Source organism: Clostridium sp. YIM B02500 (assembly GCF_022324665.1).
In the GTDB taxonomy this organism is placed as follows: Bacteria; Bacillota; Clostridia; order Clostridiales; family Clostridiaceae; genus Clostridium; species Clostridium beijerinckii.
The window spans coordinates 1-26974 of the sequence record NZ_JAKGTE010000026.1 but is presented as its reverse complement, the minus strand read 5'-3'; the positions used below and the strand labels follow the sequence as shown (position 1 = coordinate 26974).

Here is a 26974-nt window from a genome sequence, read left to right as displayed (position 1 = left end):
GTTATACAATTTTATTAGAGTTATTAGTCTTATATGAATTAAATATATTAATAAATAATAAAAAGGATAACTTGTTTAAGGGAATCAAGTTATCCTGAATACTGATTTGTTGTATATTTATTTAATAGGAGAACAATTAATATAAATTGTTTATAATATTATAATAAAGGATAATTGTGGCAATATTATGTCAATTAAAAAAAGATTTCTACTAAAATTATGAGAAGATTAAGTGCCAGTGTACTCAATTTAAATAAAAGGAAAATAGTGAATAAATTGAATAATTCAACAAAATATGCTATGATATACCTATATTATGTATAGAAAATAATTACTATGTAGATGAGGAGTGTGGGTATTTTATGAATATAAACAATGAACTTAAGAAAGTTATAAATGATAAATTGAAGAGAAATTCTGAGGTTGAATTTATCGCAGGATTAAAAGATGTAACTTTATCTGATATTGATTATATTGAGAAGTTATCTGCAGTTAAAAATTTAAAATCAAAATTAAATTATCAAATTGTGGATAATACATATATAAAAATTGATTGCTCGTTGTAAAAAAATATAGAGTTAAGTATTTTAATTAATTTCATATAAATAATTATACTTATATAATAAAGGGACTTAAATAATATAAGAGAATGATTTTACCCCTATAGGATAGAAAATTAAATTTTATCCTATAGGGGTATTTAGCGTTAGTAGCTTTATCCATTTTCTTATTGATTGTATCTATTTTGTTTAGTTAATTGCATAACTAAAAGCTGCGTGTGGAAGAATACATTTATTAGTAAGGAAGTCAAGGAGGTGAATTTATGGAAAACCAACATCTAGCACCAAATGAGACAATGCAAGTTCATGAAATGTTAAACTTCAAAACTATATGCATGACTACATCAAAAATGATGGAAGGTGTAGTCTTCGATCAAGATCTAAAGGCATTATTAGAAAAGGATGTACAACAATCTATAACAGCAATAAGTAACTTACAAAATTTATTGAAAAAAGCTCCTAAAATAAGATGAGAATTTTATATATAAATTGTTTGTAAAAATGCTAGAAAACAAAGGAGGGAAAATTATGATTAATGATTATTTAGAAATAAGAAATGCAGAGGGTATGCCTAAACTTGTGGATGCAAATATGTCTCTAGGCTTTTTATTAAATGCAAAAAGTGGTGTGAGAAATTGCGCGATTGCATTGACTGAGGCGACAACTCCAGAAGTGAGAACTGTTTTAAAGAATCAGTTAAATGATGCAATTCTTATGCATGAACAAATATCAAATCTTATGGTAGAAAAAGGCTGGTTCCATCCAACAAACCTAGAAAAGCAATTTCAAATGGATATTGAATCATCTACAACAATATCTCAAATTGCTAGTTTAGATTTATTTCCCGGAGATACAAGTAGAAGTGGTATGTTTGCAACACTAGAAAAATAACAAAGGAGGTAATTGTTTAATGAAGGCTGTAACATTTCAAGGAATAAAGAATGTAAAAGTTAAAGAAGTTAGAGATCCTAAAATTCAAAAAGCCGATGATATTATTGTTAAGCTTACAAGTACAGCGATATGTGGTTCTGATTTACACTTAATTCATGATATGGTTCCAAACTTACCACAAGATTATATCATAGGACATGAACCCATGGGGATTGTTGAAGAGGTAGGACCAGAAGTTACGAAATTAAAAAAAGGTGATAGAGTAATAGTGCCTTTTAATGTAAGTTGTGGAGAGTGTTTTTATTGTAAACATGATTTAACATGTATGTGCGATAATTCAAATCCCAATGGAGAAAATGGAGGATTTTTTGGATATTCAGATACATTTGGAGGATATCCAGGAGGCCAGGCAGAGTATATGAGAGTGCCTTATGCTAATTTTACTCCTTTCAAAATTCCAGAAGATTGTGAAGTAGAGGATGAAAAATTATTGTTGATGTCGGATGCAATGGGAACTGCTTATTGGAGTGTAGAAAATGCTGGGGTTAAGAAAGGTAATACTGTTATTGTGTTAGGTTGTGGGCCTGTAGGACTATTAGCACAAAAGTTCTGCTGGATGCACGGTGCAGAGAGGGTAATAGCAGTTGACTATATCGATTATAGGTTAGAGCATGCAAGGAGACATAATAAAGTTGAAACTGTTAATTTCGAACAACATGAGAATACAGGGGAATATCTAAGAGAAATCACTCATGGTGGAGCAGATGTAGTAATAGACTGTGTTGGAATGGATGGAAAAATGACACCAATGGAGTTTTTAGGATCAGGTTTAAAACTTCAAAGTGGATCATTAGGTGGATTTGTTATAGCTACTCAGGCAGTGAGAAAAGGTGGAATGATTCAAGTTACTGGAGTTTATGGAGGAAGATATAACGCATTTCCTTTTGGAGATATAATGAATCGTAATATTAATATAAGAACAGGTCAAGCTCCAGTTATTCCATATATGCCAACACTTTACAAGCTACTTGCTGAAGGAAAAGTAGACCCAAGTGATATTATTACTCACAGATTGCCCCTTGATCAAGCGCCATATGGATATGAAGTATTTGATACAAAGACTGACGGATGTATTAAAGTTGTTTTAAAACCATAGGAAAAGTTTATTTATTAAGGAGGGTAAAAAAATGAATGATCAAAGTATTGCACCAAATGAAACTATGCAGTTGCATGAAATATTAACATTCAAAAATACATGTTTAACTAAAGCTCTTACTATGTCACCATTGGTTTCTGATGAAGAATTAAAATCAATATTGAAACAAGAGGTGTCTGTATCAGAAAAACATATTGAAGAGTTGAGAAGTCTTATGGAAAAATCTAATATTGCATCTTCAGAAGAATAAATACTTAATTTTAGAAAGGAGACGGAATTATGAATGGATTAATAGAAAGTCTTACAGGAATGAGCAAAATGACTGATCAAGTTATAGCTACTGACTTTTTAATTTCGGCCAAGAGCGGAGTACAAAATTATGCTGTTGCAATAACAGAATCAACTTCATTAGAAGTTAGAGCTATATTAAAGAAGCAATTACAAGATGCAATTCAAACTCATGAAAAAATATCAAATTACATGATGGAGAAAGGTTATTACAATGCTTATGATTTAGGCGAGCAGTATAAGGTAGATATGGAAACAACAGATACAACGTTGGGGCTTACAAAGAATTTAAAGTGATTTAGAGAACATGTGTGACTCAATATAATAAAATAGGATAGAAAAAAAGAATGACTTATTTAGGGGAATAAGCCATTCTAAAATACTATTTATAAGTATTTTTAAATTAGGGTTAATAATAATGCTTTAACTACTTTACAAATATTATTATAATAGATTTATGTTACAGAAATGTTACAGAATGATAAATTTATTATAAATAATCAATAAAAAGTTGATTAAGAAAATTAAAATTTTAGCAATAAGGGGGAGTACAACTGATGTATTCGCATGAGATTGATTATAAGATAAAAGGTGACGATATACAATATGTAGAAATTGAACTTGATCCTACAGAAACTGTAATAGCAGAGGCTGGAGCAATGATGATGATGGATCCAAATATACAAATGGAAACTATATTTGGAGATGGATCAAAACAAAGCGGCAACAGTTTTATGAATAAAATTTTTTCGGCAGGAAAAAGAGTGCTAACTGGAGAAAGTTTGTTTATGACCGCATTTACAAATTCGGGAACATTAAAAGAAAAAGTTTATTTTGCGGCACCTTATCCAGGAAAAATAATTCCTATGGACTTGAGTTTATTAGGAGGAAAACTAATATGTCAAAAAGATGCTTTTTTATGTGCTGCTAAAGGTGTATCTGTAGGAATAGATTTTAGAAAAAAGTTAAGTGTAGGTTTTTTTGGAGGTGAAGGGTTCATACTCGAAAAATTAGAAGGGGATGGCTTAGCTTTTATACATGCGTGTGGTGCAATAGTTGAAAGAAACTTATTGCCTGGAGAAACATTAAAAATAGATACTGGATGTTTAGTTGCTATGACTAAAGATGTGCATTATGATATACAATTTATAGGTGGAATTAAGAATACACTTTTTGGCGGGGAGGGAGTATTCTTTGCAACTGTAACAGGGCCGGGAAAGATATGGGTTCAAAGCTTACCATTTAGCAGGCTTGCGGAACGTGTATTTGCAGCAGCTCCAACTTCTGGCGGAAAAAATAGAGAAGAAGGCAGCGTACTTGGAATGCTTGGAAATATTTTAGATGGAGATAATTAGAAGGAAAATAGATTTATACTGATATATATATGATGGGAGTAACATAAGTTATTTATGATTTTACAACTTATGTTATTTTTTTATTAAAACAATTAGAAGTTTGTCACCGATTAGGGTTAAAAACTATATCTTTATATATTATAATTAAGAAGGGATAAATTAGGTAAATAATAATAAGTTATATAATAAAGAAAATAAAAGGCACTTTACAGTTGATAATCATTATCATATAATAAGTAGAAGAAAGGAGTGGATCTATATATGAATGAGAAAAATAAAGATTTAACTAAAAATAAATTAATCGGAAAAGATCTATTAAAATATATTGGACCAGGAATTTTAGTTACAGTAGGTTTTATAGATCCAGGAAATTGGGTATCAAACATTGCAGCTGGATCTAATTATGGATATAAGTTGCTTTGGATTGTTACTCTATCAACAATAATGCTTATAATATTACAACATAATGCTGCTCACTTAGGAATAGTAACAGGATTATGTATTTCGGAAGCAATTAATAAACATATAAATAAATTTTTAGGACGAGTAATTACAATAACAGCAATGTTAGCAGCAGTGAGTACTGCTATGGCAGAAGTATTAGGAGCTGCAATAGCTTTGGACATGTTATTTAATATTCCATTAAAATTAGGTGCATTAATTTCTGCTGTAGTAATTATATTTATGCTATTTTCCAATTCATACAAGAAAATAGAAAAAGTAATAATTGGATTTGTATCAATTATAGGAATATCATTTATATTTGAAACTTTCTTAGTGAATATAAATTGGGGAGAAGCAATACGTAGTGCAGTTGTACCTAGCATTCCAGTAAATTCCCTACCAATAATAATGAGTGTATTGGGGGCTGTAGTTATGCCACACAATTTATTTTTACATTCAGAAGTAATCCAGAGTAGAAAATGGAATTTAAAAGATAAGTCCATATTAGAGAGACAGTTAAAGTATGAATTTATGGATACAATGTTATCAATGATAATTGGATTTATAATAAATAGTGCTATGATTTTAGTAGCAATAACATTTTATAATAATAATGTTCAGGTTACCGAACTTGAACAAGCTCAAACAATGTTAAAACCATTGCTTGGAAATTCAGCTTCGATAATATTTGCTATAGCATTGCTTTTTGCTGGATTAGCATCATCAGTTACAGCTGGTATGGCTGGAGGATCAATATTCGCTGGTTTATTTGGAGAAGAATATGATATAAACAGTAAAAGCAGTAAGATTGGAGTATTAATAACTACACTGGTTGCCTTAGTTATTATATTTTTTATTAGCAATCCATTTGAGGGATTACTTTATTCCCAAATGCTATTAAGTATACAATTACCAATAACAATTTTCACGCAAATATATTTAACATCATCAAAGAAAGTAATGGGAAAATATAAAAATACTACATTAGAAAAGATTGTTTTATGGAGTATTGCAGGAATAGTTACTATTTTAAATATTATGCTATTAGTAAGTTCGTTTTAAAACAATATAATAATTCATAATTATAAGAGGAGCAGTTGAGCTCCTTTTTTGGCGTGCTATATTTTTCTTACATGAGTTCAAAAAGTAGATGCGTAAAAAGTCTACATATATGAAAAGAGTGCTAAGCACAACCACAATCGCCGTAATTTATATTAGGAGTTTACAAGAAATATAAAAATGTTACTATGAAGCAGAATAGGGAATCTGCTTTTATTAGGAAGTTTATATTTAACTTGCTTTATTAGAGGAATGATTAATTAATGAATAATTTGGAAAATAAGTTAAAAAGTATGGTAAAATTAGAATTAAATAAATATTGTAGAAATAATAATTTCTGAAAGGAACTGATATTAAATGAGAATTTTAGCATATAGTCATAGGCGTGATGAAACACAGTATTTCGAAGAATTTAGTAAAAAGTATAATGTTGAAGTTGTTTTATGTAATGAGGAACCAAGTTTAGAAACAGCACCTCTTGCAAAAGGTTTTGATTGTATCAGTATAATTACAACAAATATAAACTCAGAATTAGTTGGAAAATTTCATGAGTTAGGTGTCAAATTTATATCAACAAGGACTATTGGATATGATCATATAGATTTGAAAAAGGCTAAGGAACTTGGGGTTCGTGTAGGGAATGTGACATATTCACCAAATAGCGTAGCTGATTATACTATAATGTTAATATTAATGGCAGTTAGAAAAGTCAAACTTATAATGGAAAGAAGCAATGTGCAAGACTTTTCTTTAAGGGGTATTCAAGGTAAGGAATTACCTAACTTGACTATAGGTGTTGTAGGGACAGGGAAAATAGGGAGGACCGTTATCAAGCATTTAAGTGGTTTTGGTTGTAAGATATTAGCACATGATATATATGAAAATGATGAAGTGAAATCAAATGCTAAGTATGTAGATTTGGAAAATTTATTTAAATATAGTGATATTATAACATTGCATATGCCGGCTACAGATGATAATTATCATATAATTAATAAGAAAGCCATTAAATTAATGAAAGATGGAGTCTTTATTATTAATACTGCCCGTGGATCATTAATTAATACAAATGATTTAATACATGGAATTGAAAGTAAAAAGATAGGAGGAGCTGCTTTAGATGTTATTGAACAGGAATCTAATATTTATTATAGTGATCTAAAGGGAGAGACTTTAAAAAATAGAAATTTAGCTATTCTAAAGTCTTTTCCTAATGTAATAATAACACCTCATGCAGCTTTTTATACAGATCAAGCGGTAAGTGATATGATTGAAAATTCAATAAAAAGCTGCATATTATTCTCAGAAAATAAGGAAAACCCATGGGAGATAGATATATAATATTATAAATATAAGTTACAATACATAAATCACTCTTTCTTGCTAAAACTATTAATATTTCAGATTAATAAAATACTAAGGAGAGATGAAATATGTTTGATAAAATCCAATTACCATATGCATTTGATGCATTAGAACCATATATAGATGCAGAAACAGTTGAAACACATTATAGTAAGCATCTTCAAAAATATGTAGATAATTTAAATTCGCTTATAAAAGGCTATGAGCAGTATACAGAAGGTAAATCTTTAGATCAATTGTTAGCAAATGTGAATGAGTTGCCAGAAGAAATTAGGCAAGGAGTAATAGATCAAGGTGGAGGTGTATCAAATCATAATTTGTATTTTGCACTTCTTTCGCCAACTCCCAAGAAAGCTCCAGAAGGAAAATTATTAGATGAGATACATAATACATTTGGTGATTTAGATACTCTAAAGACCGAAGTAAGTAATGCAGCTATAGGTCAATTTGGATCGGGTTATGGTTTTTTGGTTAAAGATAAAGACGGAAAATTATCAGTGAGAAATACACTAAATCAAAATTCACCTGCTATGAATGGGGTTGTTCCAATTTTGACCATAGATGTGTGGGAACATGCTTATTATTTAAAGTATAAAAATCTAAGAGCAGATTATGTAAAAAACATATGGAACTTAATAGATTGGGAAAAAGTAGAAGGTCTATATTTAAATTATACAATTTAAATACTTTTAACGATAAAAAATAAGACTAGAGAGTTGATGTGTTTCTCTAGCCTTGTTATATTTGTAAGAAATGGATAAAATTTATTTGTTACCTAATACAATGAATCATTATAAAAATAAGGTTTCCAGTTGTTATAAATCTTTTCATGCCTTATACAATAAGTAATGTCTTCAAGGTTTATAGTGGAGTTTAAAAGGTTAAGCTTACTGCTAAAGGAATCAGAGAAAGCTTTAAAAGCATCAGGAATCGACTTAGCAGATAAATTGAAAGTTTCAAGCGGTTCAAAACTGCTTTCACCGTTTCTGTTTAAAGATATAATTTCATAAGCATCATTACTTGCTTCTTCCACTAACTTATTTATATTTCTTTTTAAGTTTATATCATAATTACTTGGATAAGTTACTTCTAAGTTAATTCTATAACAAATATTTCTGGCTTTTACGCAAGGCATTTCGCTAGTAATTTCGTTATCATCCAAATAACCTATTGTCTTAGTCATAACATCTTCTTTGATATCAGGTATATCTATTGAAGCCAGAGTTTTAGTATAGACATCCTTACTTCCATTTAATGAATATTCCTTTTGATTATTTAGTAATAATGATTTATCACTTCTGTTTAAATCTATGCAATCATTGCATTTTTCTTCTGATTCAGAATCAGATCTATAGCATATGAAAGAATCTATTCTTCTTAAATCTAATCCGAAATAGACCCAATTTCTACGGAACCATCTAAAACCAGATACTGTACGTCTGTTAACACTTAATAAGAAAGTCCAATAGTTATTTCCATTCTCTTCCCAAATATATGTGTATTTATAAAGACAAAATCTTATAGAGTTAGAACTAACAGCTTTAGCATTTACACCACCGCTAACTCCGACTTTTTGAACTCCAGAATCATTTTTTTTTGGGACATAATTAGGTGGTGGAGATTTAGGTGCTCCAGGAGGATTGAATACACCACCGCCAGGGTAATTAAAATTTGGAGAATTATCATAATCAAAATTAGGAGGATTAAAATTAAAGTTAGGAGGATAGTTTCCTGGAGGCGGAAAACCTCCACTATTTGGTGTAAAAGGTGCACGTTTTTTATCAGCAGATTCATCTAAAATTGGTGAAAATTCAAAGCTATTAAAGTCTTCGAAGTTCATAGTATCGTCACTAATGAACTCATTATCAATTAACATTTATATTTTACTCCTCAGAAATTAGTTATAAATAATATATTCATCAGAGTTTCAGATTGTTATAATTTACGTTAATATAATTCTTGAACTTTTATATTCTTACATAAATTGGTTGTATTCTTAAATATACTAGAATCTAATTTCAAAATCAATATAGGACGTACTAGGTAATTCTGCTTCAACAATTTCATATGCTAAGTTTATCCAACTTTCACATGTGTTAAGAATTATCCCATCGCTAGTTACAACATGATCCAATTTATTTAGAATAACATCTGCATTTGGAATAAGAATAACTTCTATATCGAAGTTGTATTTATATAGAAGTTCTAATAGCCTTGATTTTAATCTTCCTGTGTTAGAAACAGGAGAGTCAAGATAAAAGATAGCCTTACGTATCTTCATTTTATCCAATCTTTTACCAATCAAGTCTATTGCTGTATCTGTTTTATCAATTAACTTATATGTTCCACGAAGTCCAGCCAAATCTCGGAGAGTTCCGTCCATACATTTAATTAGTGTTGAGTTAGACAAAGCTACTTCAAGAGTAATGATTATATTAAGACCATCAATATGTAGTGTGCTATTTTCGTATGTATCTAATATTTTACGTTTCTGCCTGCTAATAATATCTTTATAAGAAGATGTGCTTCTTTTTAATGCTAATCTTTGCCTAGCAGAAAATAAAAAATGATTTCCTACAAATTCAACACTTTTATCTATACTATAACCTTGATTTATTAAGTAATAGATATCCTTTTGAGCTTTTTTTAATAATGTTAGGTTTTCTTCATTAAATTCAATTTCGTCAGATGGAACAAAGCCTCTTTTAACTATTTGTGTCATATAAATATACCTCCTAAAGTAGCATCTATATCTATATAATTATTAATATCTCCATAAATATACCTTGAATTATAACATACTTATGTAAAAATAATACAAATAAATCATATGTGATATAATGAAATAATTACTTTTATGGAGAGTATAGTAGAGAAGCAATTAAAAAATTATAGGAATTATTATATTAGGTAAAGGCAGGAAATTATAACAATGTAACATTGTATTTATGTGATAGGAATAAAATAAATTCATTGAGAATAAAAAATATAGCTACGGAAATTTTGTTGATAGGAATCACTCCTAGATCAGAAATCTGTAGCTATATTATAGTTAAATAAAGTGGATTAATATCACTATTTTGTTTATAGATATCCAATTTAAGAATTTAACTTATTAGATGAATGTATTTACAAATTTGCTAAAACTTTAAGTTCATATCTTCACTAGAAATCATAAATATATTTTCATAGATTTTCGGAACAAAATATTTATGATTTCGGTAAGTTACCACATAAATTTAGTTTTAGATTTATACTATGAAATATATCCCAACTAGAAACTGGAACAAAAGTATGTTATTCATTTCGGCGAGTTATATTCATAAGTTCAGGTTTTAGTTGGGTTATCTATAAGTATATAATTAACAATTAGTTTAATTAAAATTTAGGAATGTCTAAGATAGCACCTCTATTTCCTGACGTAACAAGAGCAGCGTATCTTGCTAGATAACCTGTAGTTATTTTTGGTTTTCTTGGTTTCCAATTTGCTTTTCTTCTTGCTAATTCTTCATCGCTAACTAAGAAGTTAATAGTGTTAGCGTTAATATCAATTTGGATCATATCTCCATCCTCAACTAATGCTATGTTACCACCTACTGCCGCCTCTGGAGAAACGTGACCGATTGAAGCACCTCTGCTAGCGCCACTAAAACGTCCATCTGTTATAAGAGCAACGGAACTTCCAAGACCTCTTCCTGCAATTGCAGAAGTTGGATTAAGCATTTCTCTCATGCCAGGGCCTCCTTTAGGTCCTTCATATCTGATAACAACAACATCTCCAGCAACAATTTTTCCTGTATTTATGGCTTCAAGGGCATCTTCTTCGCAATCAAACACTTTAGCTGGACCTTCATGCTTTAACATTTCTGGTACAACGGCTGAACGCTTAACGACACATGAATCAGGTGCTAGATTTCCTTTAAGAACTGCAATCCCACCAGTTTGACTATATGGATTTTCGACTGGTCTAATAACTTCAGGATTTTTATTTGCACATCCTTCAATGTTTTCACCAACAGTTTTTCCTGTACATGTTATAAGGTTAGTTTTTAATAAACCAAGCTTACTTATTTCATTCATAACAGCGTAAATTCCACCAGCATCATTTAGATCTTCAATATAAGTGTGTCCTGCAGGAGCAAGATGACAAAGATTAGGTGTTTTTGAACTAATTTCATTAGCTATATCAACATTTAAATCAAAGCCAACTTCGTGTGCAATTGCAGGTAAATGTAACATACTATTGGTACTACAGCCAAGAGCCATGTCCATAGTCATAGCATTCATAAATGCATCTTCCGTCATAATATCTCGTGGTCTTATGTTCTTTTCAAGTAATTCCATGATTTTCATGCCAGCATGCTTTGCAAGTTTTATTCTTTCCGAATAAACTGCAGGGATTGTGCCATTCCCTTGAAGGCCCATACCAAGTACTTCAGTTAAACAGTTCATACTATTTGCAGTATACATTCCTGAACAAGAACCACAAGTAGGGCATACGTTGTTTTCATATTCATCTAATTTTTCAGCTGTAATTTTTCCAGCATTGTAAGCGCCAACAGCTTCAAACATACTTGATAAGCTTGTCTTACATCCGTCAACTTTTCCAGCAAGCATTGGTCCGCCACTTACAAAAATTGTAGGAATATTAACTCTTGCTGCAGCCATTAGAAGGCCAGGAACATTTTTATCACAATTAGGAACCATTACTAATGCATCAAAGGCATGAGCCATTGCCATAGCTTCAGTAGAATCTGCAATTAAATCTCTTGTAACTAATGAATATTTCATTCCTTCATGTCCCATAGCAATACCGTCACAAACAGCAATTGCAGGAAAGACAATTGGAGTACCTCCAGCCATTGAAACTCCCATTTTTACAGCTTCAACTATTTTGTCTAAATTCATATGACCAGGAACGATATCATTTTGTGAGCTCACGATACCTACAAGAGGCCTTTCCATTTCTTCTTTTGTTAAACCTAAGGCACTAAGCAATGAACGTTGAGGTGCACTTTTAGATCCTTTTGTTATTACATCACTTCTCATAGTATATTCTCCTTACATATATTTATAATTATCGCGTTGTATGTTTTAATTATAAGTTGTATGATGTCTGTTGTCAATTGTAACATAAGATTAAAATAAAAAAGTGCTATTTCTATAAATATAAAGAATTAGCACTTTATCTTATTCATTTGGTATACCTAAATCTTTCATTGCTCTAATAATATGAATTTTCATGGCAGTTTTTGCACCTTCAGCATCTCTAGCCTCCAGAAACTCCATTATCATGCGATGATCATTTAAAGTATTTTGAAGAATTGATTTATTTTCATCGGATAAAATAACACCATTATCAATTGCTTTGTATAATATAGGCATCAGCTTGTTCATAAATTCATTATGAGTAGCTTTTGCGATAGATTTATGGAAGGATCTCTCTACCTCGGTTCGATCTTCATTATTTAAGATCATTTCTTCTTCAAGTCTTCCGTAGTACAATATTCTTTCTAATTCCTTATCAGTGGCGCGTTTAGCAGCATAGTAAGCAGTCTCTGGTTCGAAAATTAATCTCATCTCATATAAATCTTTAACATCTAATTTTTGAGTAGAAAGATTTTCTAACCCCATGCTTTCAGTAATGTTTTTTATTTCTGATACAAATGTGCCTTTGCCTCGCCTAATTTCTAAAATATTGTGAGCAACTAAAATACGAATGGCTTCTCTTAGAGTAGTTCTGCTTACTTTTAATTCAGTAGAAAGCTCATTTTCATTTGGTAGTTTATCACCAATATTAAATTTTTTATCTATAGTAATCATCGCTAGTATATCATCAGCAACACTTTCCGATAAGCTTTTTCCTTTTCGTGGCATAAACAAACCTCCTTTTAGGTTATGTTTATATAATATAATAAAAGAGTCTAGCTTTCAATAGTGATGTCTGATGTCTTATGATTAAAGATTCCTATAAATACAAAATAAAGCTCGTTGAAGTGAATCCAACGAGCACATACATAAAATTAGATTTGGTTTTCAGGGATAAATGTAGCACAGTCTGTTTCTTGAGTATCGCTAGCATTTTTAGGTTGTACTTCTATTTGTTGTGCACAACAGTGATCACCTGACATATAATATTGACATGTATTAACAACGCATTTGATTCCTTGGTTTGGTGAACTCATTTTTTCTGGTTTCATAGTTGTTACCTCCTAATAATATTATTTTAATTAACAATAATATTATTAGTTAATGGAATTTTTTTATACGAAAAAATGTAAGTTATATTTTTCAAAAAATGACTAAAGATATTTTGTTTATTACTTTAAAAATGTATTTTTTATCTTTTCGTGCCACTAATTGTCCATTGATACGATTACATGATTATAGTAATATATAATTAACAAATAGATTAGGGGGGGTACAAATGACATTTGTAATAATAACAGTATTTGTGATTTATTCGATGGTGCGTAAACCAAGTACCGCATCCAATAAAGAGAAATAGATTTTTATACAATCAAAATTGTAAAGTTTAATAAAAAATAAATATATAATTTATATTAGAAAGAGTAGCTTAAACGCTGCTCTTTTTTTAGTGTTAAGGAATAAAGTTTAGCATTAGCAATTTTTGAAATGCAGGAGTTATATATTAAACTCATATAATGGCTTAACAGATGCTTATGAGTTCAAGCTAGTAATAACATATAAATTGGAATGACAATTAAGCTAAAAATAGTTGTTATGATTGTATTTATCGTAGCATATTCGTAATCTGCATTATAACGTTTAGATACTATTGCTGTATTAGTCATGACTGGCATTGCTGCTTGAATAACAAATACTTCTTTCATAAGTAAAGGGGTATTTGCAAAATTACACAATAACAAAATTAATATAGGAGAAATGACAAACCTTCCTAAAAGTATTGCTAGCATGTCCCAGCTAAATCTAAATTCTTTGAAATTAACAGAGTGAATTGTTATCCCTATAAACAACATAGCTAATGGTGTTGTTAAATTACCGAAATATTTGCAAGTATCTAGAACAAACTTTGGAAGATGAATATCTAGTAATATAAGTAAAACAGCAAAAGTAAAGCTTAATAAAGGAGGTGACATGATACGTTTTATTGTATCAAAGGAAAAGATATTGGCATTGGTAGAGTCGCCATCACGACTAATTTCATATACACCAAGTGTCCAGAAAAATGTAGTATTTGCTATGTAGTATAATAAAACATTCGGGATGCTTTTTTCACCAAATAAAGCCATATTCACTGGAAGACCAATAAATATAGAATTTGATACAAAAAACATTGATCTAAAGGTACCAATTCGTTTCTTGTCCACTTTAATAGCTTTAGAAACAATTACGGCAATTATATAACCAATAGCCATGGATGTAAATGGAGCGAATAATCCATCACTAAGACTCAATAGTTTCTCTTTATCAAAGCTTTCTGTAAATTGTGAAATCATGAGGCAGGGGATAGCAAGATTGCACACTAATCTTGAAAAAAGCTTTGAAGTTTTTTCATCAAACCAGCCTTTATGAGATAAAAAGAATCCAGTAGAAATCATGAGAACTATACTAAATACACTTCCTAATGCATTAAAAATAATCATTATAAATTCTCCTTTAATATATTTTTAACTAATTGAATTAAAGAATAATGGATTACACTTTGACTTATATAATGCAATCCTTTGATAAAATGTTTTTCAAATGTTTTAAATCATTGTCTATGTGGTTGTACATTGCTTTATATGCTTTTTCTTCATCTCTCTTTTTAATATAATGAAATATCTCAAGATGATGATTGAAAATATCCATATTACGCTCAGGTTCATAAACATCTATAGATCTATAAAAATAAGTGAGAGAACTCAAATCTTTACTCAACTTTTTTAGATGATTATTTTGGCTGAAATCTAAGATTAAATCATGAAATTTAGTATTTAGTTCAATAATACTTTTAGTAAGTGTATCATCAAATCTTTCTATGTTTTTTTGAATTTTTACTAATACCTTTTCAATTTCATCTAATTCTTTATCAGATGCTTTAAGAGTAGTTAATTTTGCAGCCTGAGATTCTAAAGCTTGGCGACATTCATAAATATTTTCTATGTCTTCTTTAGTTGGCTTATAAATTGTAATTTTTGATTTATCTCCAATAACAAGTAGTCCATCTTTTTCTAAAGAACGTATGGCTTCTCTTACTGGACTTCTGCTTATTTGAAATTCGCTGGCAAGTTTGGATTCATAAATCCTATCTCCGGGTTTTAAAATACCGTTAAATATCATAGCTTTTATAGAATTGTAAGCTTGATCATAGTAAGAAGGCGCTTTTTCAATTTTATATTTTTCCATTACTTTATCCTCCTATAGATTGTGTTAAAACGATTAATTAATTTCAATATTTATACAATGTATACTGTCGACAAATTAATTTTAGTATAATCTACAAATACCAAATAATCAATATAATTGAAATCAAATTGTACAAATAAATAAAAAACCTGGTGAATTAAATTTATAATCTACCAGGCCAGATAATTATATTAGTCTATTTTATTTATCTTCTTCTATGATGTTTCTTATGTTCAACTAGGTCGATAGCGCCAAGAACCATGTGAGCTGCACCGAACCCAACAACTCCAGCAGCGATAACTGGTGTCATTTCTACTGCCACCATAGCTGCACCTACACCTGTTACAACTGTACCTAATGCAGTTGGTATTGCTCCTTCTCGAATTCTCATATTTATTCCTCCTTTAAACTAATAGAGTTTAATAATAGTATGTTTTTATCTAAAATTTATTATTTGCATTAGTAACTTTCCACTTAAAATAATTTTTATGCTAAGTAATAATTTATAAAAAATATTAAATTATCTGCTTTATAAATTTTACTTATCTTCGGTTTGCTTATCATATGCTATAAGGCATACTGGAGGATTATGGTGTTCATTTATTCTGTTTTCCATTTGTCTTATGAAATATATATCTTCTGTAGATAAATCACTGAACTGATTATCAAATTTATTACTATCATTACTCATATCATCACTCCTTTCATAAGTATAGTATGGATAGGTAGAAAGATTTTAATCTGAAAATAATAAAGTAATAAGCTTTTTATTGTATGTATTATATAAGTGTATATATTTTTTAAGCGTGGCAAAGATAATTTTAATAAAGTATAAAAGGAGTGTTGTTTATATGTTATCTACAATGAAAGTCAACAATTTAATAAATGAAAAATCTCCTTATTTATTGCAACATGCTAATAATCCAATAAATTGGTATTCATGGGGGGATGAAGCATTTGCAAAAGCTAAAGAGGAAGATAAGCCTATTTTTTTATCGATTGGGTATTCAACTTGTCACTGGTGTCATGTAATGGCCCATGAATCATTTGAAGATGAGGAAATTGCAGAAATTATGAATGATAGTTTTATTGCAATTAAAGTGGACAGAGAGGAAAGACCAGATATTGATAGTGTATATATGACAGTTTGCCAAGCCTTAACCGGCCATGGAGGCTGGCCGCTTACAGTGATAATGACTCCAGATCAAAAACCATTTTTTGCAGGTACTTATTTTTCTAAAAAGGCTAAATATAATATGCCAGGACTTATGGATATTTTAAATTCAATAAATAAGCAATGGAAGGATAATAAGGATAGGCTTATATCATCTGGTAATAGTATTTTATCAGAACTTGGTGGCTATTTTGATGGTGAAACAAGCAAATTGAAGTTGACATCTAAGACATTAAAAAATGGGTATAATCAAATTTTACACGCTTTTGAGGAAAAGTATGGAGGCTTTGGTGATGCACCTAAATTTCCGACGCCTCATATAACAATGTTTTTGCTTAGATATTATAAATCTCATAAAGAAATTAAAGCTTTAGAAATGGCTGAAAAAACCTTGATTTCTATGTATAGAGGTGGAATATTTGATCATATAGGTTTTGGTTTTTCAAGATATTCTACGGATAGTAAGTGGCTGGTACCACATTTTGAAAAGATGCTTTATGATAATGCTTTGCTTGTCATTGCATATTTAGAGGGATATGAGGTCACAAAAAATGAGATTTACAAAGAGGTTGCAACAAAAGTGCTAGAATATGTATTTAGAGAGCTTACTAGTAAAGAGGGTGGATTTTACTGTGCTGAAGATGCAGATAGCGAAGGTGAAGAGGGAAAATATTATGTTTTTGAACCTTTAGAAATTTTAAGTGTTTTAGGAGAAGAAGATGGTACGTATTTTAATGATTATTTTGATATAACTTCTGATGGGAACTTTGAGGGCAAGAGCATTCCAAATTTAATAAAAAATAAAAACTTTCATAAGCCAGATGATAGGATAAAGTTACTTAGTGAACAAATACTTCAATATAGAAGTGACAGAACGGAATTACATAAAGATGATAAAATCTTAACTTCATGGAATGGACTTATGATAGCTGCACTTGGAAAAGCCTATAAAGTTATTGAGGATGAAAGATACTTTGAATATGCTAAGAAAGCAGTAGAGTTTATTTTCAATAACTTGATGGACGAAAATAAAAGGCTTCTTGCAAGGTATAGAGATAAGGATTCGCGTCATAAAGCTTATTTAGATGACTATGCTTTTCTTTGTTTTGGACTTATAGAGCTTTATGAAAGTAGCTATGATATTGAGTTTTTAAATAAGGCGATTGAAATAAATAAGGATATGATTAACTTATTTTGGGATAATGAAAAAGATGGATTCTTCCTTTATGGTGAGGATAGTGAAAAATTAATTGCTAGACCTAAGGAACTTTTTGATGGTGCTATGCCTTCAGGAAATTCTGTTGCAGCTTACAATTTAATAAAGCTTGCAAGACTTACTGGAGATTTAACTCTTGAAGAAATGGCAGAGAAACAATTTAATTTTATTTGTGGCTCAGTATTTAATGAAGAGATAAATCATTCATTCTTTTTAATGGCTGCATCATTTGCTTTAAATGAATCAGAAGAATTAGTATGCGTTACTAATGATAAAGGTGAAGAAGAAAAAATCAAAGATTTATTAAGTGAAAGGTCTATTTTTAATTTAACAACAATAATTAAGAATGATGAAAATAGAAATAAAATAGAAGATTTAGCACCATTTCTTAAGGAATATGATCTTATAAATGAAAAATCTACATATTATTTGTGTAAAGGAAAATCATGTATGGCTCCAGTAAATGATATTGATGAATTGAGAAAAATGTTATCAAAATTATAAGGCAGCGTAGTATTTAGTAAATATTAAAAAGAGTTTTTCTGTAGGATTAAATTTATTTAAATACATTTTTTAAGGATGTATATAATAATTTTAGAAGTTATATACTCCTTATTAAATTCTCAATAATAGCTTTATTAATTGTAGGATTATGGATGCATATTAAAAGGAGATGAATAATTAATCTAAAATTAAGATTTATTTAAGTTGTTATAAGACCGAGTTTTAGTATAATAATTCCAAGGAGAGGATAAATTTATGATAAATATAAGCAATATAACAAAAAGTTATAATGGAAATTATAATGCAGTAAGCAATTTAAATTTGGAAATCAGGGATGGAGAAATATATGGATTATTAGGGCCTAATGGGGCTGGAAAAACAACAACTATTAAAATGATAACTGGAATAATATCGCCTACATCGGGAAAAATTGAAATTAACGGAATTGATATTAGTAAAGAGCCAGTTAGAGCAAAAGAGCAATTTGGTTATGTTCCAGATAGCCCGGATATGTTTTTAAGATTAAGTGGAATGGAATATTTAAATTTCATGGCTGATGTTTATGGGGTTTCAAAGGAAGAAAGATTGTTAAGGATAAAAGAAATATCAAAAAGGTTTGAAATGGAGTTGGCATTAGGAGATAAGATACATTCATATTCTCATGGTATGAGACAAAAGGTGGTTCTTATGGGAGTTTTGATTCATAAGCCAAAAGTTTGGATTTTAGATGAACCAATGACAGGTTTAGATCCAAAATCAGCATTTACATTAAAAGAAATGATGAGAGAACATGCTGATGAAGGAAATACCGTGATTTTTTCTACACATGTGTTGGAAGTTGCAGAGAAAGTCTGTGATAAAGTCGCGATTATTAATAAAGGGCAATTAATATTTAATGGAACACTAAGCAATATGAGAAAAGAGTTTAAAGAGAATGAATCCTTAGAAGAGATGTTTTTGGAGATGATTCAAGATGAATAGGCTTAAGATAATAACAAAATATTTTATAAGAAATGCATTTGAGGAAATGTTTGCTAGTAGTAAGAAAATGAAACCTGTATTCGCAGTGATGCTAATGATATTTATTGTAGTAATGTTATCTATGCCTTTTACTGTAATAATAAGTGAAGGCTACGGACCGCTTCATGCTATGAGACAGGAAGGAATATTATTATCAATAATATTGTCAATTGGGGAGAGTGTTTCTTTCATCTTTGGAATGTATACAATAATAAATATCTTATACTTTTCAAATGATATTGAAGTTATATTACCACTTCCTTTTAAAAGTAGTGAAATAGTATTTGGAAAGTTTATGGCAGTGTTAATTAATATGTATGTGTATACATCAATGTTAATTTTGCCACTTATAGTCTATGGATTTGTGTCAAAGGCAAGCTTCTTGTATTATTTATATGGAATTATAGTGTTATTAATAACTCCTATTATACCGATGGTATTGGCATCGTTAATATGCATGATTCTTATGAGGTTCACTAGCTTATCTAAGCATAAAGATGCATTTAGAGTATTTACAGGGTGTGCATCACTAATATTGATAGTAGGATTCAATTTTTTTACATCAAGTTCTGGAAGAAGTACAAATTCACAGCAAATGATTCAAAGATTTTCAGATGGAAATAACAGCGCGATGAGTACACTAAATGATATTTTCATAACAAGTAGATTTTCTTCAAATGGGCTATTATATAATAATGACATTAGAGGCTTACTTAATATACTTATGTCTTTATGCCTAAGTTTAATTATTTTCATAATATATTATTATATAGGAGGAAAGTTATATTTAAAGGGAGTAATAGGTATTTCTGAAACTTATAGCAAGAGGGAAAATATTTTAGAAAACGGTAAGGCAGATAAAATAATAAAAGAAAATTCAAAGTTAAAAGCATTAATTATAAAAGATATTAAAATCTTATTCAGAACTCCTCAATTCTTTATTAATTGCATAGCGATGATGTTTTACATGCCGGCAGTAATGGGTGTTGCATTTTTTTCCGGTGGTAAACTATCAGAGTATAGGTATTTATTAAATAGTAGTCCCAAATGGAATGCGATTACCATAGCAATTGCATTTGTAGGTGGAACGGTATGTATAATGTCAGGTGGAGCAGGTGCAAGTGCACTTTCAAGAGAGGGGAAAGATTTTATTGTATCGAAGTATATTCCTGTGGAATATAAAACTCAGCTATACTCTAAGATTCTTTCATCATTATTTATAAATGAATTTGGGATGGTTATAGTTGTCTTAGGACTCTTATTAGTAAACGTAAGTCCTATCATAATATTGCTCGGAACAATATCTTCATTTGGATCAATACTTATGGTAACTTTATTGGGATTATATATAGATTTTAAATCACCAAAATTGGAATGGGAAAATGAAAAAGCTATGTTTAAAAATAATTATATACCTCTATTAATTATGCTTATTATATTTATATTAGGAGCTGGTTTAGTAGTAGTTGCCATAATCTTGAGGAATTATGTAATTATATTTGGAATTTGCATTATTACTTCACTTGTTGGAAGTAGTCTTTTATATAAAGGCTTATTAAAGAATGCTTATAAAATATATAATGAAAAATAGTTAGAATAAGATAAAAATGCATTACAAAAATTTGTTTTTTGATTTTGTAATGCATTTTCAATTAAAGTTAATTTGACACTAAATTACTGTAATGATATAATTATTTACAGAGTGTGAAGGTCACACGAAGGGGTACACCACCTTGGGTGTATTTTTTCGTGTGGCCTTTTTTAGTTATATTAAATATTTAAGAGGTGATTAAATGGTAAAAGTGAATGGAAAAGAGGTAGATAATGCAACTGGATTATCGTTAGAGGACTTTCTTATCAGTGAAGGATATTTAATAGATAAGATTGTAGTTGAGCTAAATGGTGAAATAATGCCAAAACCCCAATATAAGCAGACAAATATTAAAGATGGTGATTCTTTAGAAGTAATTAGCTTTGTTGGAGGCGGCTGATGCATTAATAAATTCAGAAATATCACTAATGTATATTATCAACAATAAAAATAATAATTTTACTGCAAGATCTAGATTAGAAAAGGACAAGCTTTTAAATTAAGTTATTTATTTAATAATTTGGTTATACATATTAATTTATTTTAATAATCGAATTTTATATACTGCTAGTTCTTGCTGAAAAATGCTAAAGGAGAGTATTGGAATGAAAAAAGATGTATTAACACTTGGAGGACATGAATTCTCATCAAGATTCATACTAGGTTCTGGAAAATATAATTTGAATTTAATTAAGGCTGCAGTTGAGAATGCAGGCGCACAGATGATTACTTTGGCATTAAGGCGCGCTAATACAAGCGGAGGTGAAAATATTTTGGATTTTATTCCAGAAGGTGTTACATTGCTTCCAAATACATCTGGGGCAAGAAATGCGGAAGAAGCAGTTAGAATTGCAAGACTTGCAAGAGCAATGAATTGTGGTGACTTTGTAAAAGTTGAAATAATTCATGACTCAAAATATTTGCTTCCAGATAATTATGAGACTATTAAAGCAACTGAAATTCTTGCTAAAGAAGGCTTTATAGTAATGCCATATATGCATGCAGATTTAAATGTGGCTCGTGATTTAGTTAATGCTGGAGCAGCGTGTATTATGCCTCTTGCATCACCGATTGGATCTAATAAAGGTTTAGCCACAAAAGAATTTATAAAAATATTAGTAGATGAAATAGATCTTCCAATTATTGTGGATGCAGGGATTGGAAGACCATCTCAAGCTTGTGAAGCTATGGAAATGGGAGTGGCAGCTGTTATGGCTAATACTGCAATTGCGACAGCTGGTGATATTCCAGCTATGGCAGGAGCATTTAAACAAGCAATTGAAGCAGGACGTGCAGCATATCTTTCAGGACTAGGTAGAGTTCTAGATAAAGGTGCTTCTGCGTCATCACCATTAACTGGGTTTTTAGAAGATTAGGAGGCAGACTATGAGCGAAGAACGTATAAATCACATGGAATATATGGCTGGGATGGAAGTATTAGAATCCGATGTAATGGATAAAGTAATTAATCATATGGAAGCTTATGATTATAATAAGTATACAGAAACAGATGTTAGAGTAGCTTTGGACAATGATTATCGTACGATAGAAGATTTTGCAGCATTATTATCACCAGCAGCTATGCCGTTTTTAGAGGAGATGGCTCAATTAGCTAAAGAGGAAACAAGAAAGCATTTTGGTAACTCAGTTTACATGTTCACACCACTATATCTAGCAAATTATTGTGAGAACTATTGTATTTATTGTGGATTTAACTGTCATAATAAAATACGCAGAGCGAAGTTAAATTTCGATGAAATAGAGAAAGAAATGCAAGCAATAGCTAAAACAGGTTTGGAGGAAGTGCTTCTGCTTACTGGTGAAAGCAGAAAAATGTCAGATGTAAAATATATTGGAGAGGCTTGTAAGATAGCACGCAAGTATTTTAAGATGGTAGGATTAGAAGTATATCCTATGAACTCTGATGAATATGAATATCTTCAAGAATGCGGTGCAGATTTTGTAACTGTATTCCAGGAAACTTATAATTCAGATAAATATGAAACACTTCATCTTGAAGGGCATAAGCGCATATTTCCATATAGACTTAATGCGCAGGAAAGAGCTCTAAAAGGTGGGATGCGTGGTGTTGGATTTGCAGCATTACTTGGCCTAGATGACTTTAGAAAAGATGCTTTTGCGACAGGGGTACATGCATACCTTCTTCAAAGAAAGTATCCGCATGCAGAGATAGCATTTTCATGTCCAAGGTTAAGACCAATTATTAATAATGATAAAATTAATCCAAAGGATGTGCATGAGAAACAACTCTTGCAAGTCATTACAGCGTACCGTCTTTTTATGCCTTTTGCTAATATTACGATTTCTACAAGAGAATGCGAAAGATTTCGTAATAATATAATTGGCTTAGCAGCTACTAAGATTTCAGCAGGTGTAAGTACAGGAATAGGAAGCCATGCGGAAGATGCAGAAGACAGGGGAGATAATCAATTTGAAATTGCAGATAACAGATCAGTAGATGAAGTGTATGAAGCAATTAAGTCTAAAGGCTTACAGCCTGTAATGAATGATTATGTATATTTATAAGATTAATAAGATGTTTATATCTTTAAACATAGGCAAAGATAGATAAGTTGTAATCTAAATATATCTTAATACTGAAATAATTTAGTAGGAATCTCTAATTGATTCCTACTTTTTTTTAGATAAATTATTATACTAATTATAGTTTGACTTATATATAAGAATTATAAAATAAATATTATTTATTTTTCGCTTGAAGACCCAATATAATTACTTCAAGATATCCTGCAAAACGCGAAACAAAATCAGGTGGGGCTTCTAGTAGTGAAACAGTTTGAAATTCTTGACGTTGGTTTTTAGAGGATACTGCTGGAGAATATAAACTAGCGGCATAATAAATCTGATATTCATTAAAAAGTTTAAGCTCATCGTCTGTCAGGTTAGGAATAAATTTTTTAGTAATCAAATTTAATTTACCAAAGCTATTAGCAAGATCTTGCTTCAATATCTCCAGTGATTTTGTTGTCACATTACTTCTTAATACTGAAACTAAAATTGAGAACAGCTTTAAAAAACGCTGATTTTCATACATTTGTTCTGACCATAACAGACAAAAAGTTTTAAGTTCTAATTGATCATAATCTCTAAGTTTATCATATGTCTTTTTTACCCATTTTTCTAAATCTGAACTTAATATCCATAGGAAAATCTCTTCCTTAGTGGAAACGTATTTATATAAATTTGCTCTTGAAAAATTTAACTCATTAGCAATTGAAGCAAGTGTGATTTTTTCTAAGGGCTCTCTTTCATATAGCTTTAATGTAGCCTCTATGATTTGTTCACGCCTAATGCTTTTTTGTTCTTCGTTTCGAGCGCGTTGAAATTCCATTTCTTTACCTCCTCACTAATTGACAATTACATCATAGCAAATGAATCATAAACTTACAAGTTACTAAATGTTACTCAAAATTCATTGACAAGTTACGCGGTGTAACTTATACTTAAATAAGTTTCATAGTGTAACTTATATTTTGAAAATCGCAGATATGATAAAAAGTTATAAATTAATGAGAAGAGACGTATAAGGAAGCTTAAGTAACTTAGAAGCAGGAGCATGTAAATGTTTTAGCTTATTTAATGCCTAGTAATATGTTAAATAATGGGGTGAATAAAGAATGAAGGATAATGGTAATGAGCAGGCAAATCCATGGTTAGCAATGATAGTTATCATAGTTGGTACATTTATGTCAGTACTAAGCAGTAGTATAATTAATGTTGCATTAACTAAAATGATGTCTGTATTTGGCGTAGGATTGGATGATGTGAAGTGGGTAATGACAGCTTATACATTAGCACTTGGAGCAATTATTCCTTTAACAGGATATCTTCAAGATATTTTTGGTGCTAAAAAAGTATATATAGTTGCATTGGCGATATTTACAATAGGGTCCGCGCTATGCGGATTCGCATGGAGCAATTCTAGTATGATAGCGTTTCGTGTATTTCAAGCTATTGGAGGAGGGATGATGCAGCCTGTTGGCATGAGTATAATATATTCTGTATTTCCAAGAAAAAAGATAGGACTTGCACTTGGAGTTTATGGAATAGCAGCTATGGCCGCACCTGCTATAGGACCAACTCTTGGTGGACTGATTATAGAAAAAATGGATTGGAGGCTAATCTTTACAGTAAATATCCCAATAGGAATAATAGGAGTATTGTTGGGGATGATTATTTTAAAAGGCCAACCTATGAAACCATTTAAGGCATTTGATATAGTAGGATTTTTATCATCTACAGTAGGTTTGGTAAGTTTGTTATATGTACTTGGAAAAGGATCCTCAATTGATTGGGGTGATATGATAAATCCAATGTTAGTAGCGTTGGGGAGTTTAAGCCTCATATTATTTGTGGTTAATGAACTTACACATCCAGACCCACTATTAGATCTGAGAGTTCTCAAACTATTTGATTTTAGTATGAGCTTAGTTATAATAACTGTGTTAACTATAGGATTAATGGGAGGGTCATATGTATTGCCTTTATTTCTGCAGAATGTAAGGGGATATACTGCGATGCAGGCGGGACTTATCATGTTTCCATCAGCACTAGTTATGGGGGCTTTGATGCCATTAAGCGGAACGCTTTATGATAAATTCGGAGCTAAACCTGTAGTTATACCAGGTCTTATTATATTAGCACTAGCTACATTTAAGTTGTCAACAGCTATAAGCATGAATTCTAGCAAGGAATCAATAATATTTATTAACTGTATAAGATCTATTGGATTAGGAATAGCTATGATGCCTATTAGCACTGCTGGTATGAATGTAGTAAAAGGCGAAATGATTCCAAGAGCATCAGCATTGAATAGCACTATAAGACAGGTGGCAAGTTCTCTTGCTGTAACCATAATGACAGTAATAATACAATCGAAAACAAGTTATAATTATTCAAAACTTGCAGAGCAAATAAATATCTACAATAAAACAGCAGTAGGAACTATAAATTCACTAACAAAATCATATATGTATGAAGGTTTTTCACAAGAAACTTCTAAAGTTATGGCACTATCTCAATTGGCAAAAATTATTCAAGGACAAGCATCTGTAGATGCTATGGCATATTCTATTTCTGTAACTGGAGCTATAGCCGTTATTGCTATATTTTTAACATTATTTATGAGAACTAGAAGATGATATAAAAAATTAAACTATAATAGAGGAATGTGTTATTTAATAATAGATATATATAAATTAAAAAGATATTAATATAAAAATAATATAAAATTTTACTAATGAATTTGATAGACAAATAAGAAAATACTTATAAAGTAAATTGATTAAAGGGGATAGAATAATGAAAGTAAAGGATTTTATGATTACTGATGTAATTTCCGTAAGTAAAGAAAATACTATTAAAGATGTCATGAGGGTATTAGTCACCAATAAAATAGGCGGAGTACCAATAGTAGATAACAAGGGAATACTTTCGGGTATTGTAAGTGATGGCGATATAATAAGAAGTATAAATCCTAAAGAAGGAAAAATGTATGATTTGATTTCATATGTATTTTATCTTAAAAAGGAAGAATTAGAAGAAGAAATTGGATTGATAAAGGATACTAATATCATGACTATTGCAAAATGTAAAGATATTTGCTGTGTTTTTCCAGAAGATACTATGGAAAAGGTTTTGTCTATTTTCTCAAAACATAACCTTAAAAAGATACCGGTTATAGATAAAGACAGAAGAGTAGTTGGAGTTATTAGTAGAGGAGATGTAATTAGATATATACAGAAAAAGATTATAGATAAGTTGTAGATAATAGTAAAAAACTTATCTAAATAATTATATGTTAAGATAAGTAAAAATAAAGGTAGCAATTAATCTAGAATAATAGAATATAAAAATAAAAAGTGAGAGTGTAAAATAGTCTGTGTAAACTTCATTAGGATGATATAATAAATTATAAAATGAAGGGAGCACAGGCT

28 protein-coding genes are annotated in these 26974 nt (G+C 30.2%); 18 read left to right on the top strand and 10 right to left on the bottom strand.

Translation table 11 applies throughout. The features are described 5' to 3' along the window. Window positions 1–362 precede the first annotated feature (362 nt). From L1S46_RS18810 to L1S46_RS18765, 10 genes are all read left to right on the top strand, one after another. Complete coding sequence (locus L1S46_RS18810) at window positions 363–566, top strand: hypothetical protein (protein WP_039772891.1); 204 nt, start codon at window positions 363–365, stop codon at window positions 564–566. A gap of 257 nt (window positions 567–823) precedes the next feature. Beyond that, window positions 824–1033 carry a hypothetical protein gene (locus L1S46_RS18805; protein WP_017208797.1) on the top strand — a complete coding sequence of 70 codons (210 nt, stop codon included), beginning with the start codon at window positions 824–826 and terminating at the stop codon, window positions 1031–1033. Window positions 1034–1088: 55 nt separating this feature from the next. Further along, a complete protein-coding gene (locus L1S46_RS18800; protein ID WP_023976371.1) occupies window positions 1089–1451 on the top strand; it encodes a spore coat protein in 363 nt (120 codons plus the stop codon). Window positions 1452–1470: 19 nt separating this feature from the next. Further along, entirely contained in the window at window positions 1471–2607 is a 1137-nt protein-coding gene (locus L1S46_RS18795; protein ID WP_023976370.1) for a zinc-dependent alcohol dehydrogenase, read from the top strand. 31 nt (window positions 2608–2638) lie between these two features. Continuing rightward, entirely contained in the window at window positions 2639–2857 is a 219-nt protein-coding gene (locus L1S46_RS18790; RefSeq protein ID WP_023976369.1) for a spore coat protein, read from the top strand. Between the two features lie 29 nt (window positions 2858–2886). Next, on the top strand, window positions 2887–3192 hold the full coding sequence (locus L1S46_RS18785; RefSeq protein ID WP_017208801.1) for a spore coat protein: 306 nt from the start codon (window positions 2887–2889) through the stop codon (window positions 3190–3192). A 260-nt stretch (window positions 3193–3452) separates the two neighbouring features. Next, window positions 3453–4250: a TIGR00266 family protein gene (locus L1S46_RS18780; RefSeq protein WP_039772887.1), complete on the top strand. Its 798-nt coding sequence runs from the start codon at window positions 3453–3455 to the stop codon at window positions 4248–4250. Between the two features lie 261 nt (window positions 4251–4511). Continuing rightward, window positions 4512–5756 carry an Nramp family divalent metal transporter gene (locus L1S46_RS18775; protein ID WP_023976367.1) on the top strand — a complete coding sequence of 415 codons (1245 nt, stop codon included), beginning with the start codon at window positions 4512–4514 and terminating at the stop codon, window positions 5754–5756. A 354-nt stretch (window positions 5757–6110) separates the two neighbouring features. Beyond that, window positions 6111–7094 carry a D-isomer specific 2-hydroxyacid dehydrogenase family protein gene (locus L1S46_RS18770; RefSeq protein WP_087701477.1) on the top strand — a complete coding sequence of 328 codons (984 nt, stop codon included), beginning with the start codon at window positions 6111–6113 and terminating at the stop codon, window positions 7092–7094. A 92-nt stretch (window positions 7095–7186) separates the two neighbouring features. Beyond that, a complete protein-coding gene (locus L1S46_RS18765) occupies window positions 7187–7801 on the top strand; it encodes a superoxide dismutase (RefSeq protein WP_011968835.1) in 615 nt (204 codons plus the stop codon). 92 nt (window positions 7802–7893) lie between these two features. On the opposite strand, the gene L1S46_RS18760 is transcribed toward L1S46_RS18765, so the two are convergent. The 9 genes from L1S46_RS18760 to L1S46_RS18720 all read right to left on the bottom strand — a co-directional run bounded on the left by L1S46_RS18760 (window position 7894) and on the right by L1S46_RS18720 (window position 16182). Continuing rightward, entirely contained in the window at window positions 7894–8994 is a 1101-nt protein-coding gene (locus L1S46_RS18760; RefSeq protein ID WP_011968836.1) for a hypothetical protein, read from the bottom strand. Between the two features lie 129 nt (window positions 8995–9123). Continuing rightward, window positions 9124–9840, bottom strand: a complete 717-nt coding sequence (locus tag L1S46_RS18755; RefSeq protein ID WP_171780311.1) for a DUF434 domain-containing protein — start codon at window positions 9838–9840, stop codon at window positions 9124–9126. Window positions 9841–10496: 656 nt separating this feature from the next. Then, window positions 10497–12167, bottom strand: a complete 1671-nt coding sequence (gene ilvD / locus L1S46_RS18750) for a dihydroxy-acid dehydratase (RefSeq protein ID WP_077869684.1) — start codon at window positions 12165–12167, stop codon at window positions 10497–10499. Between the two features lie 141 nt (window positions 12168–12308). Further along, window positions 12309–12995, bottom strand: a complete 687-nt coding sequence (locus tag L1S46_RS18745; protein WP_011968839.1) for a FadR/GntR family transcriptional regulator — start codon at window positions 12993–12995, stop codon at window positions 12309–12311. 146 nt (window positions 12996–13141) lie between these two features. Beyond that, window positions 13142–13318, bottom strand: a complete 177-nt coding sequence (locus L1S46_RS18740; RefSeq protein WP_017208809.1) for a DUF1540 domain-containing protein — start codon at window positions 13316–13318, stop codon at window positions 13142–13144. A 489-nt stretch (window positions 13319–13807) separates the two neighbouring features. Beyond that, on the bottom strand, window positions 13808–14746 hold the full coding sequence (locus tag L1S46_RS18735; protein ID WP_238900702.1) for an AEC family transporter: 939 nt from the start codon (window positions 14744–14746) through the stop codon (window positions 13808–13810). Between the two features lie 64 nt (window positions 14747–14810). Beyond that, window positions 14811–15491, bottom strand: coding sequence for a GntR family transcriptional regulator (locus L1S46_RS18730; protein ID WP_077869686.1), 681 nt, complete (start codon window positions 15489–15491; stop codon window positions 14811–14813). Between the two features lie 205 nt (window positions 15492–15696). Further along, the gene (locus L1S46_RS18725; RefSeq protein WP_041895663.1) at window positions 15697–15882 is read right to left on the bottom strand and encodes an asparagine synthase; all 186 of its coding nucleotides are present in this window, start codon (window positions 15880–15882) and stop codon (window positions 15697–15699) included. A gap of 147 nt (window positions 15883–16029) precedes the next feature. Next, on the bottom strand, window positions 16030–16182 hold the full coding sequence (locus L1S46_RS18720; protein ID WP_238900701.1) for a hypothetical protein: 153 nt from the start codon (window positions 16180–16182) through the stop codon (window positions 16030–16032). A 160-nt stretch (window positions 16183–16342) separates the two neighbouring features. Here L1S46_RS18720 and L1S46_RS18715 point away from each other — a divergent pair, with 160 nt between their 5' ends. The 6 genes from L1S46_RS18715 to thiH all read left to right on the top strand — a co-directional run bounded on the left by L1S46_RS18715 (window position 16343) and on the right by thiH (window position 23543). After that, window positions 16343–18385: a thioredoxin domain-containing protein gene (locus L1S46_RS18715; protein ID WP_238900700.1), complete on the top strand. Its 2043-nt coding sequence runs from the start codon at window positions 16343–16345 to the stop codon at window positions 18383–18385. A 255-nt stretch (window positions 18386–18640) separates the two neighbouring features. Next, complete coding sequence (locus L1S46_RS18710) at window positions 18641–19366, top strand: ABC transporter ATP-binding protein (RefSeq protein ID WP_011968844.1); 726 nt, start codon at window positions 18641–18643, stop codon at window positions 19364–19366. Next, window positions 19359–20996, top strand: a complete 1638-nt coding sequence (locus tag L1S46_RS18705; protein WP_238900699.1) for a hypothetical protein — start codon at window positions 19359–19361, stop codon at window positions 20994–20996. The genes L1S46_RS18710 and L1S46_RS18705 overlap by 8 nt, the downstream gene beginning before the upstream one ends. 202 nt (window positions 20997–21198) lie before the next feature. Beyond that, window positions 21199–21396, top strand: a complete 198-nt coding sequence (thiS, locus tag L1S46_RS18700; RefSeq protein ID WP_065416310.1) for a sulfur carrier protein ThiS — start codon at window positions 21199–21201, stop codon at window positions 21394–21396. Between the two features lie 205 nt (window positions 21397–21601). Then, window positions 21602–22372, top strand: a complete 771-nt coding sequence (locus L1S46_RS18695; RefSeq protein ID WP_011968847.1) for a thiazole synthase — start codon at window positions 21602–21604, stop codon at window positions 22370–22372. Between the two features lie 10 nt (window positions 22373–22382). Beyond that, window positions 22383–23543 carry a 2-iminoacetate synthase ThiH gene (thiH, locus tag L1S46_RS18690; RefSeq protein WP_077828792.1) on the top strand — a complete coding sequence of 387 codons (1161 nt, stop codon included), beginning with the start codon at window positions 22383–22385 and terminating at the stop codon, window positions 23541–23543. A gap of 175 nt (window positions 23544–23718) precedes the next feature. On the opposite strand, the gene L1S46_RS18685 is transcribed toward thiH, so the two are convergent. Beyond that, window positions 23719–24369, bottom strand: coding sequence for a TetR/AcrR family transcriptional regulator (locus tag L1S46_RS18685; RefSeq protein ID WP_017208818.1), 651 nt, complete (start codon window positions 24367–24369; stop codon window positions 23719–23721). 286 nt (window positions 24370–24655) lie between these two features. Between L1S46_RS18685 and L1S46_RS18680 the strand changes: the two genes are divergently transcribed. Together L1S46_RS18680 and L1S46_RS18675 are read left to right on the top strand one after the other, a co-directional pair. Next, window positions 24656–26179 carry a DHA2 family efflux MFS transporter permease subunit gene (locus L1S46_RS18680; protein WP_238900698.1) on the top strand — a complete coding sequence of 508 codons (1524 nt, stop codon included), beginning with the start codon at window positions 24656–24658 and terminating at the stop codon, window positions 26177–26179. Between the two features lie 160 nt (window positions 26180–26339). Beyond that, on the top strand, window positions 26340–26804 hold the full coding sequence (locus L1S46_RS18675) for a CBS domain-containing protein (protein WP_238900697.1): 465 nt from the start codon (window positions 26340–26342) through the stop codon (window positions 26802–26804). The last annotated feature ends 170 nt before the right edge of the window (window positions 26805–26974 follow it).

Excerpts from the sequence above, each read along its gene's own strand:
- L1S46_RS18810 (WP_039772891.1), top strand. The coding sequence starts at position 363 with ATGAATATAAACAATGAACTTAAGAAAGTTATAAATGATAAATTGAAG.
- L1S46_RS18805 (WP_017208797.1), top strand. The coding sequence starts at position 824 with ATGGAAAACCAACATCTAGCACCAAATGAGACAATGCAAGTTCATGAA.
- L1S46_RS18800 (WP_023976371.1), top strand. The coding sequence starts at position 1,089 with ATGATTAATGATTATTTAGAAATAAGAAATGCAGAGGGTATGCCTAAA.
- L1S46_RS18795 (WP_023976370.1), top strand. The coding sequence starts at position 1,471 with ATGAAGGCTGTAACATTTCAAGGAATAAAGAATGTAAAAGTTAAAGAA.
- L1S46_RS18790 (WP_023976369.1), top strand. The coding sequence starts at position 2,639 with ATGAATGATCAAAGTATTGCACCAAATGAAACTATGCAGTTGCATGAA.
- L1S46_RS18785 (WP_017208801.1), top strand. The coding sequence starts at position 2,887 with ATGAATGGATTAATAGAAAGTCTTACAGGAATGAGCAAAATGACTGAT.
- L1S46_RS18780 (WP_039772887.1), top strand. The coding sequence starts at position 3,453 with ATGTATTCGCATGAGATTGATTATAAGATAAAAGGTGACGATATACAA.
- L1S46_RS18775 (WP_023976367.1), top strand. The coding sequence starts at position 4,512 with ATGAATGAGAAAAATAAAGATTTAACTAAAAATAAATTAATCGGAAAA.
- L1S46_RS18770 (WP_087701477.1), top strand. The coding sequence starts at position 6,111 with ATGAGAATTTTAGCATATAGTCATAGGCGTGATGAAACACAGTATTTC.
- L1S46_RS18765 (WP_011968835.1), top strand. The coding sequence starts at position 7,187 with ATGTTTGATAAAATCCAATTACCATATGCATTTGATGCATTAGAACCA.
- L1S46_RS18760 (WP_011968836.1), bottom strand. The coding sequence starts at position 8,994 with ATGTTAATTGATAATGAGTTCATTAGTGACGATACTATGAACTTCGAA.
- L1S46_RS18755 (WP_171780311.1), bottom strand. The coding sequence starts at position 9,840 with ATGACACAAATAGTTAAAAGAGGCTTTGTTCCATCTGACGAAATTGAA.
- ilvD (WP_077869684.1), bottom strand. The coding sequence starts at position 12,167 with ATGAGAAGTGATGTAATAACAAAAGGATCTAAAAGTGCACCTCAACGT.
- L1S46_RS18745 (WP_011968839.1), bottom strand. The coding sequence starts at position 12,995 with ATGCCACGAAAAGGAAAAAGCTTATCGGAAAGTGTTGCTGATGATATA.
- L1S46_RS18740 (WP_017208809.1), bottom strand. The coding sequence starts at position 13,318 with ATGAAACCAGAAAAAATGAGTTCACCAAACCAAGGAATCAAATGCGTT.
- L1S46_RS18735 (WP_238900702.1), bottom strand. The coding sequence starts at position 14,746 with ATGATTATTTTTAATGCATTAGGAAGTGTATTTAGTATAGTTCTCATG.
- L1S46_RS18730 (WP_077869686.1), bottom strand. The coding sequence starts at position 15,491 with ATGGAAAAATATAAAATTGAAAAAGCGCCTTCTTACTATGATCAAGCT.
- L1S46_RS18725 (WP_041895663.1), bottom strand. The coding sequence starts at position 15,882 with ATGAGAATTCGAGAAGGAGCAATACCAACTGCATTAGGTACAGTTGTA.
- L1S46_RS18720 (WP_238900701.1), bottom strand. The coding sequence starts at position 16,182 with ATGAGTAATGATAGTAATAAATTTGATAATCAGTTCAGTGATTTATCT.
- L1S46_RS18715 (WP_238900700.1), top strand. The coding sequence starts at position 16,343 with ATGTTATCTACAATGAAAGTCAACAATTTAATAAATGAAAAATCTCCT.
- L1S46_RS18710 (WP_011968844.1), top strand. The coding sequence starts at position 18,641 with ATGATAAATATAAGCAATATAACAAAAAGTTATAATGGAAATTATAAT.
- L1S46_RS18705 (WP_238900699.1), top strand. The coding sequence starts at position 19,359 with ATGAATAGGCTTAAGATAATAACAAAATATTTTATAAGAAATGCATTT.
- thiS (WP_065416310.1), top strand. The coding sequence starts at position 21,199 with ATGGTAAAAGTGAATGGAAAAGAGGTAGATAATGCAACTGGATTATCG.
- L1S46_RS18695 (WP_011968847.1), top strand. The coding sequence starts at position 21,602 with ATGAAAAAAGATGTATTAACACTTGGAGGACATGAATTCTCATCAAGA.
- thiH (WP_077828792.1), top strand. The coding sequence starts at position 22,383 with ATGAGCGAAGAACGTATAAATCACATGGAATATATGGCTGGGATGGAA.
- L1S46_RS18685 (WP_017208818.1), bottom strand. The coding sequence starts at position 24,369 with ATGGAATTTCAACGCGCTCGAAACGAAGAACAAAAAAGCATTAGGCGT.
- L1S46_RS18680 (WP_238900698.1), top strand. The coding sequence starts at position 24,656 with ATGAAGGATAATGGTAATGAGCAGGCAAATCCATGGTTAGCAATGATA.
- L1S46_RS18675 (WP_238900697.1), top strand. The coding sequence starts at position 26,340 with ATGAAAGTAAAGGATTTTATGATTACTGATGTAATTTCCGTAAGTAAA.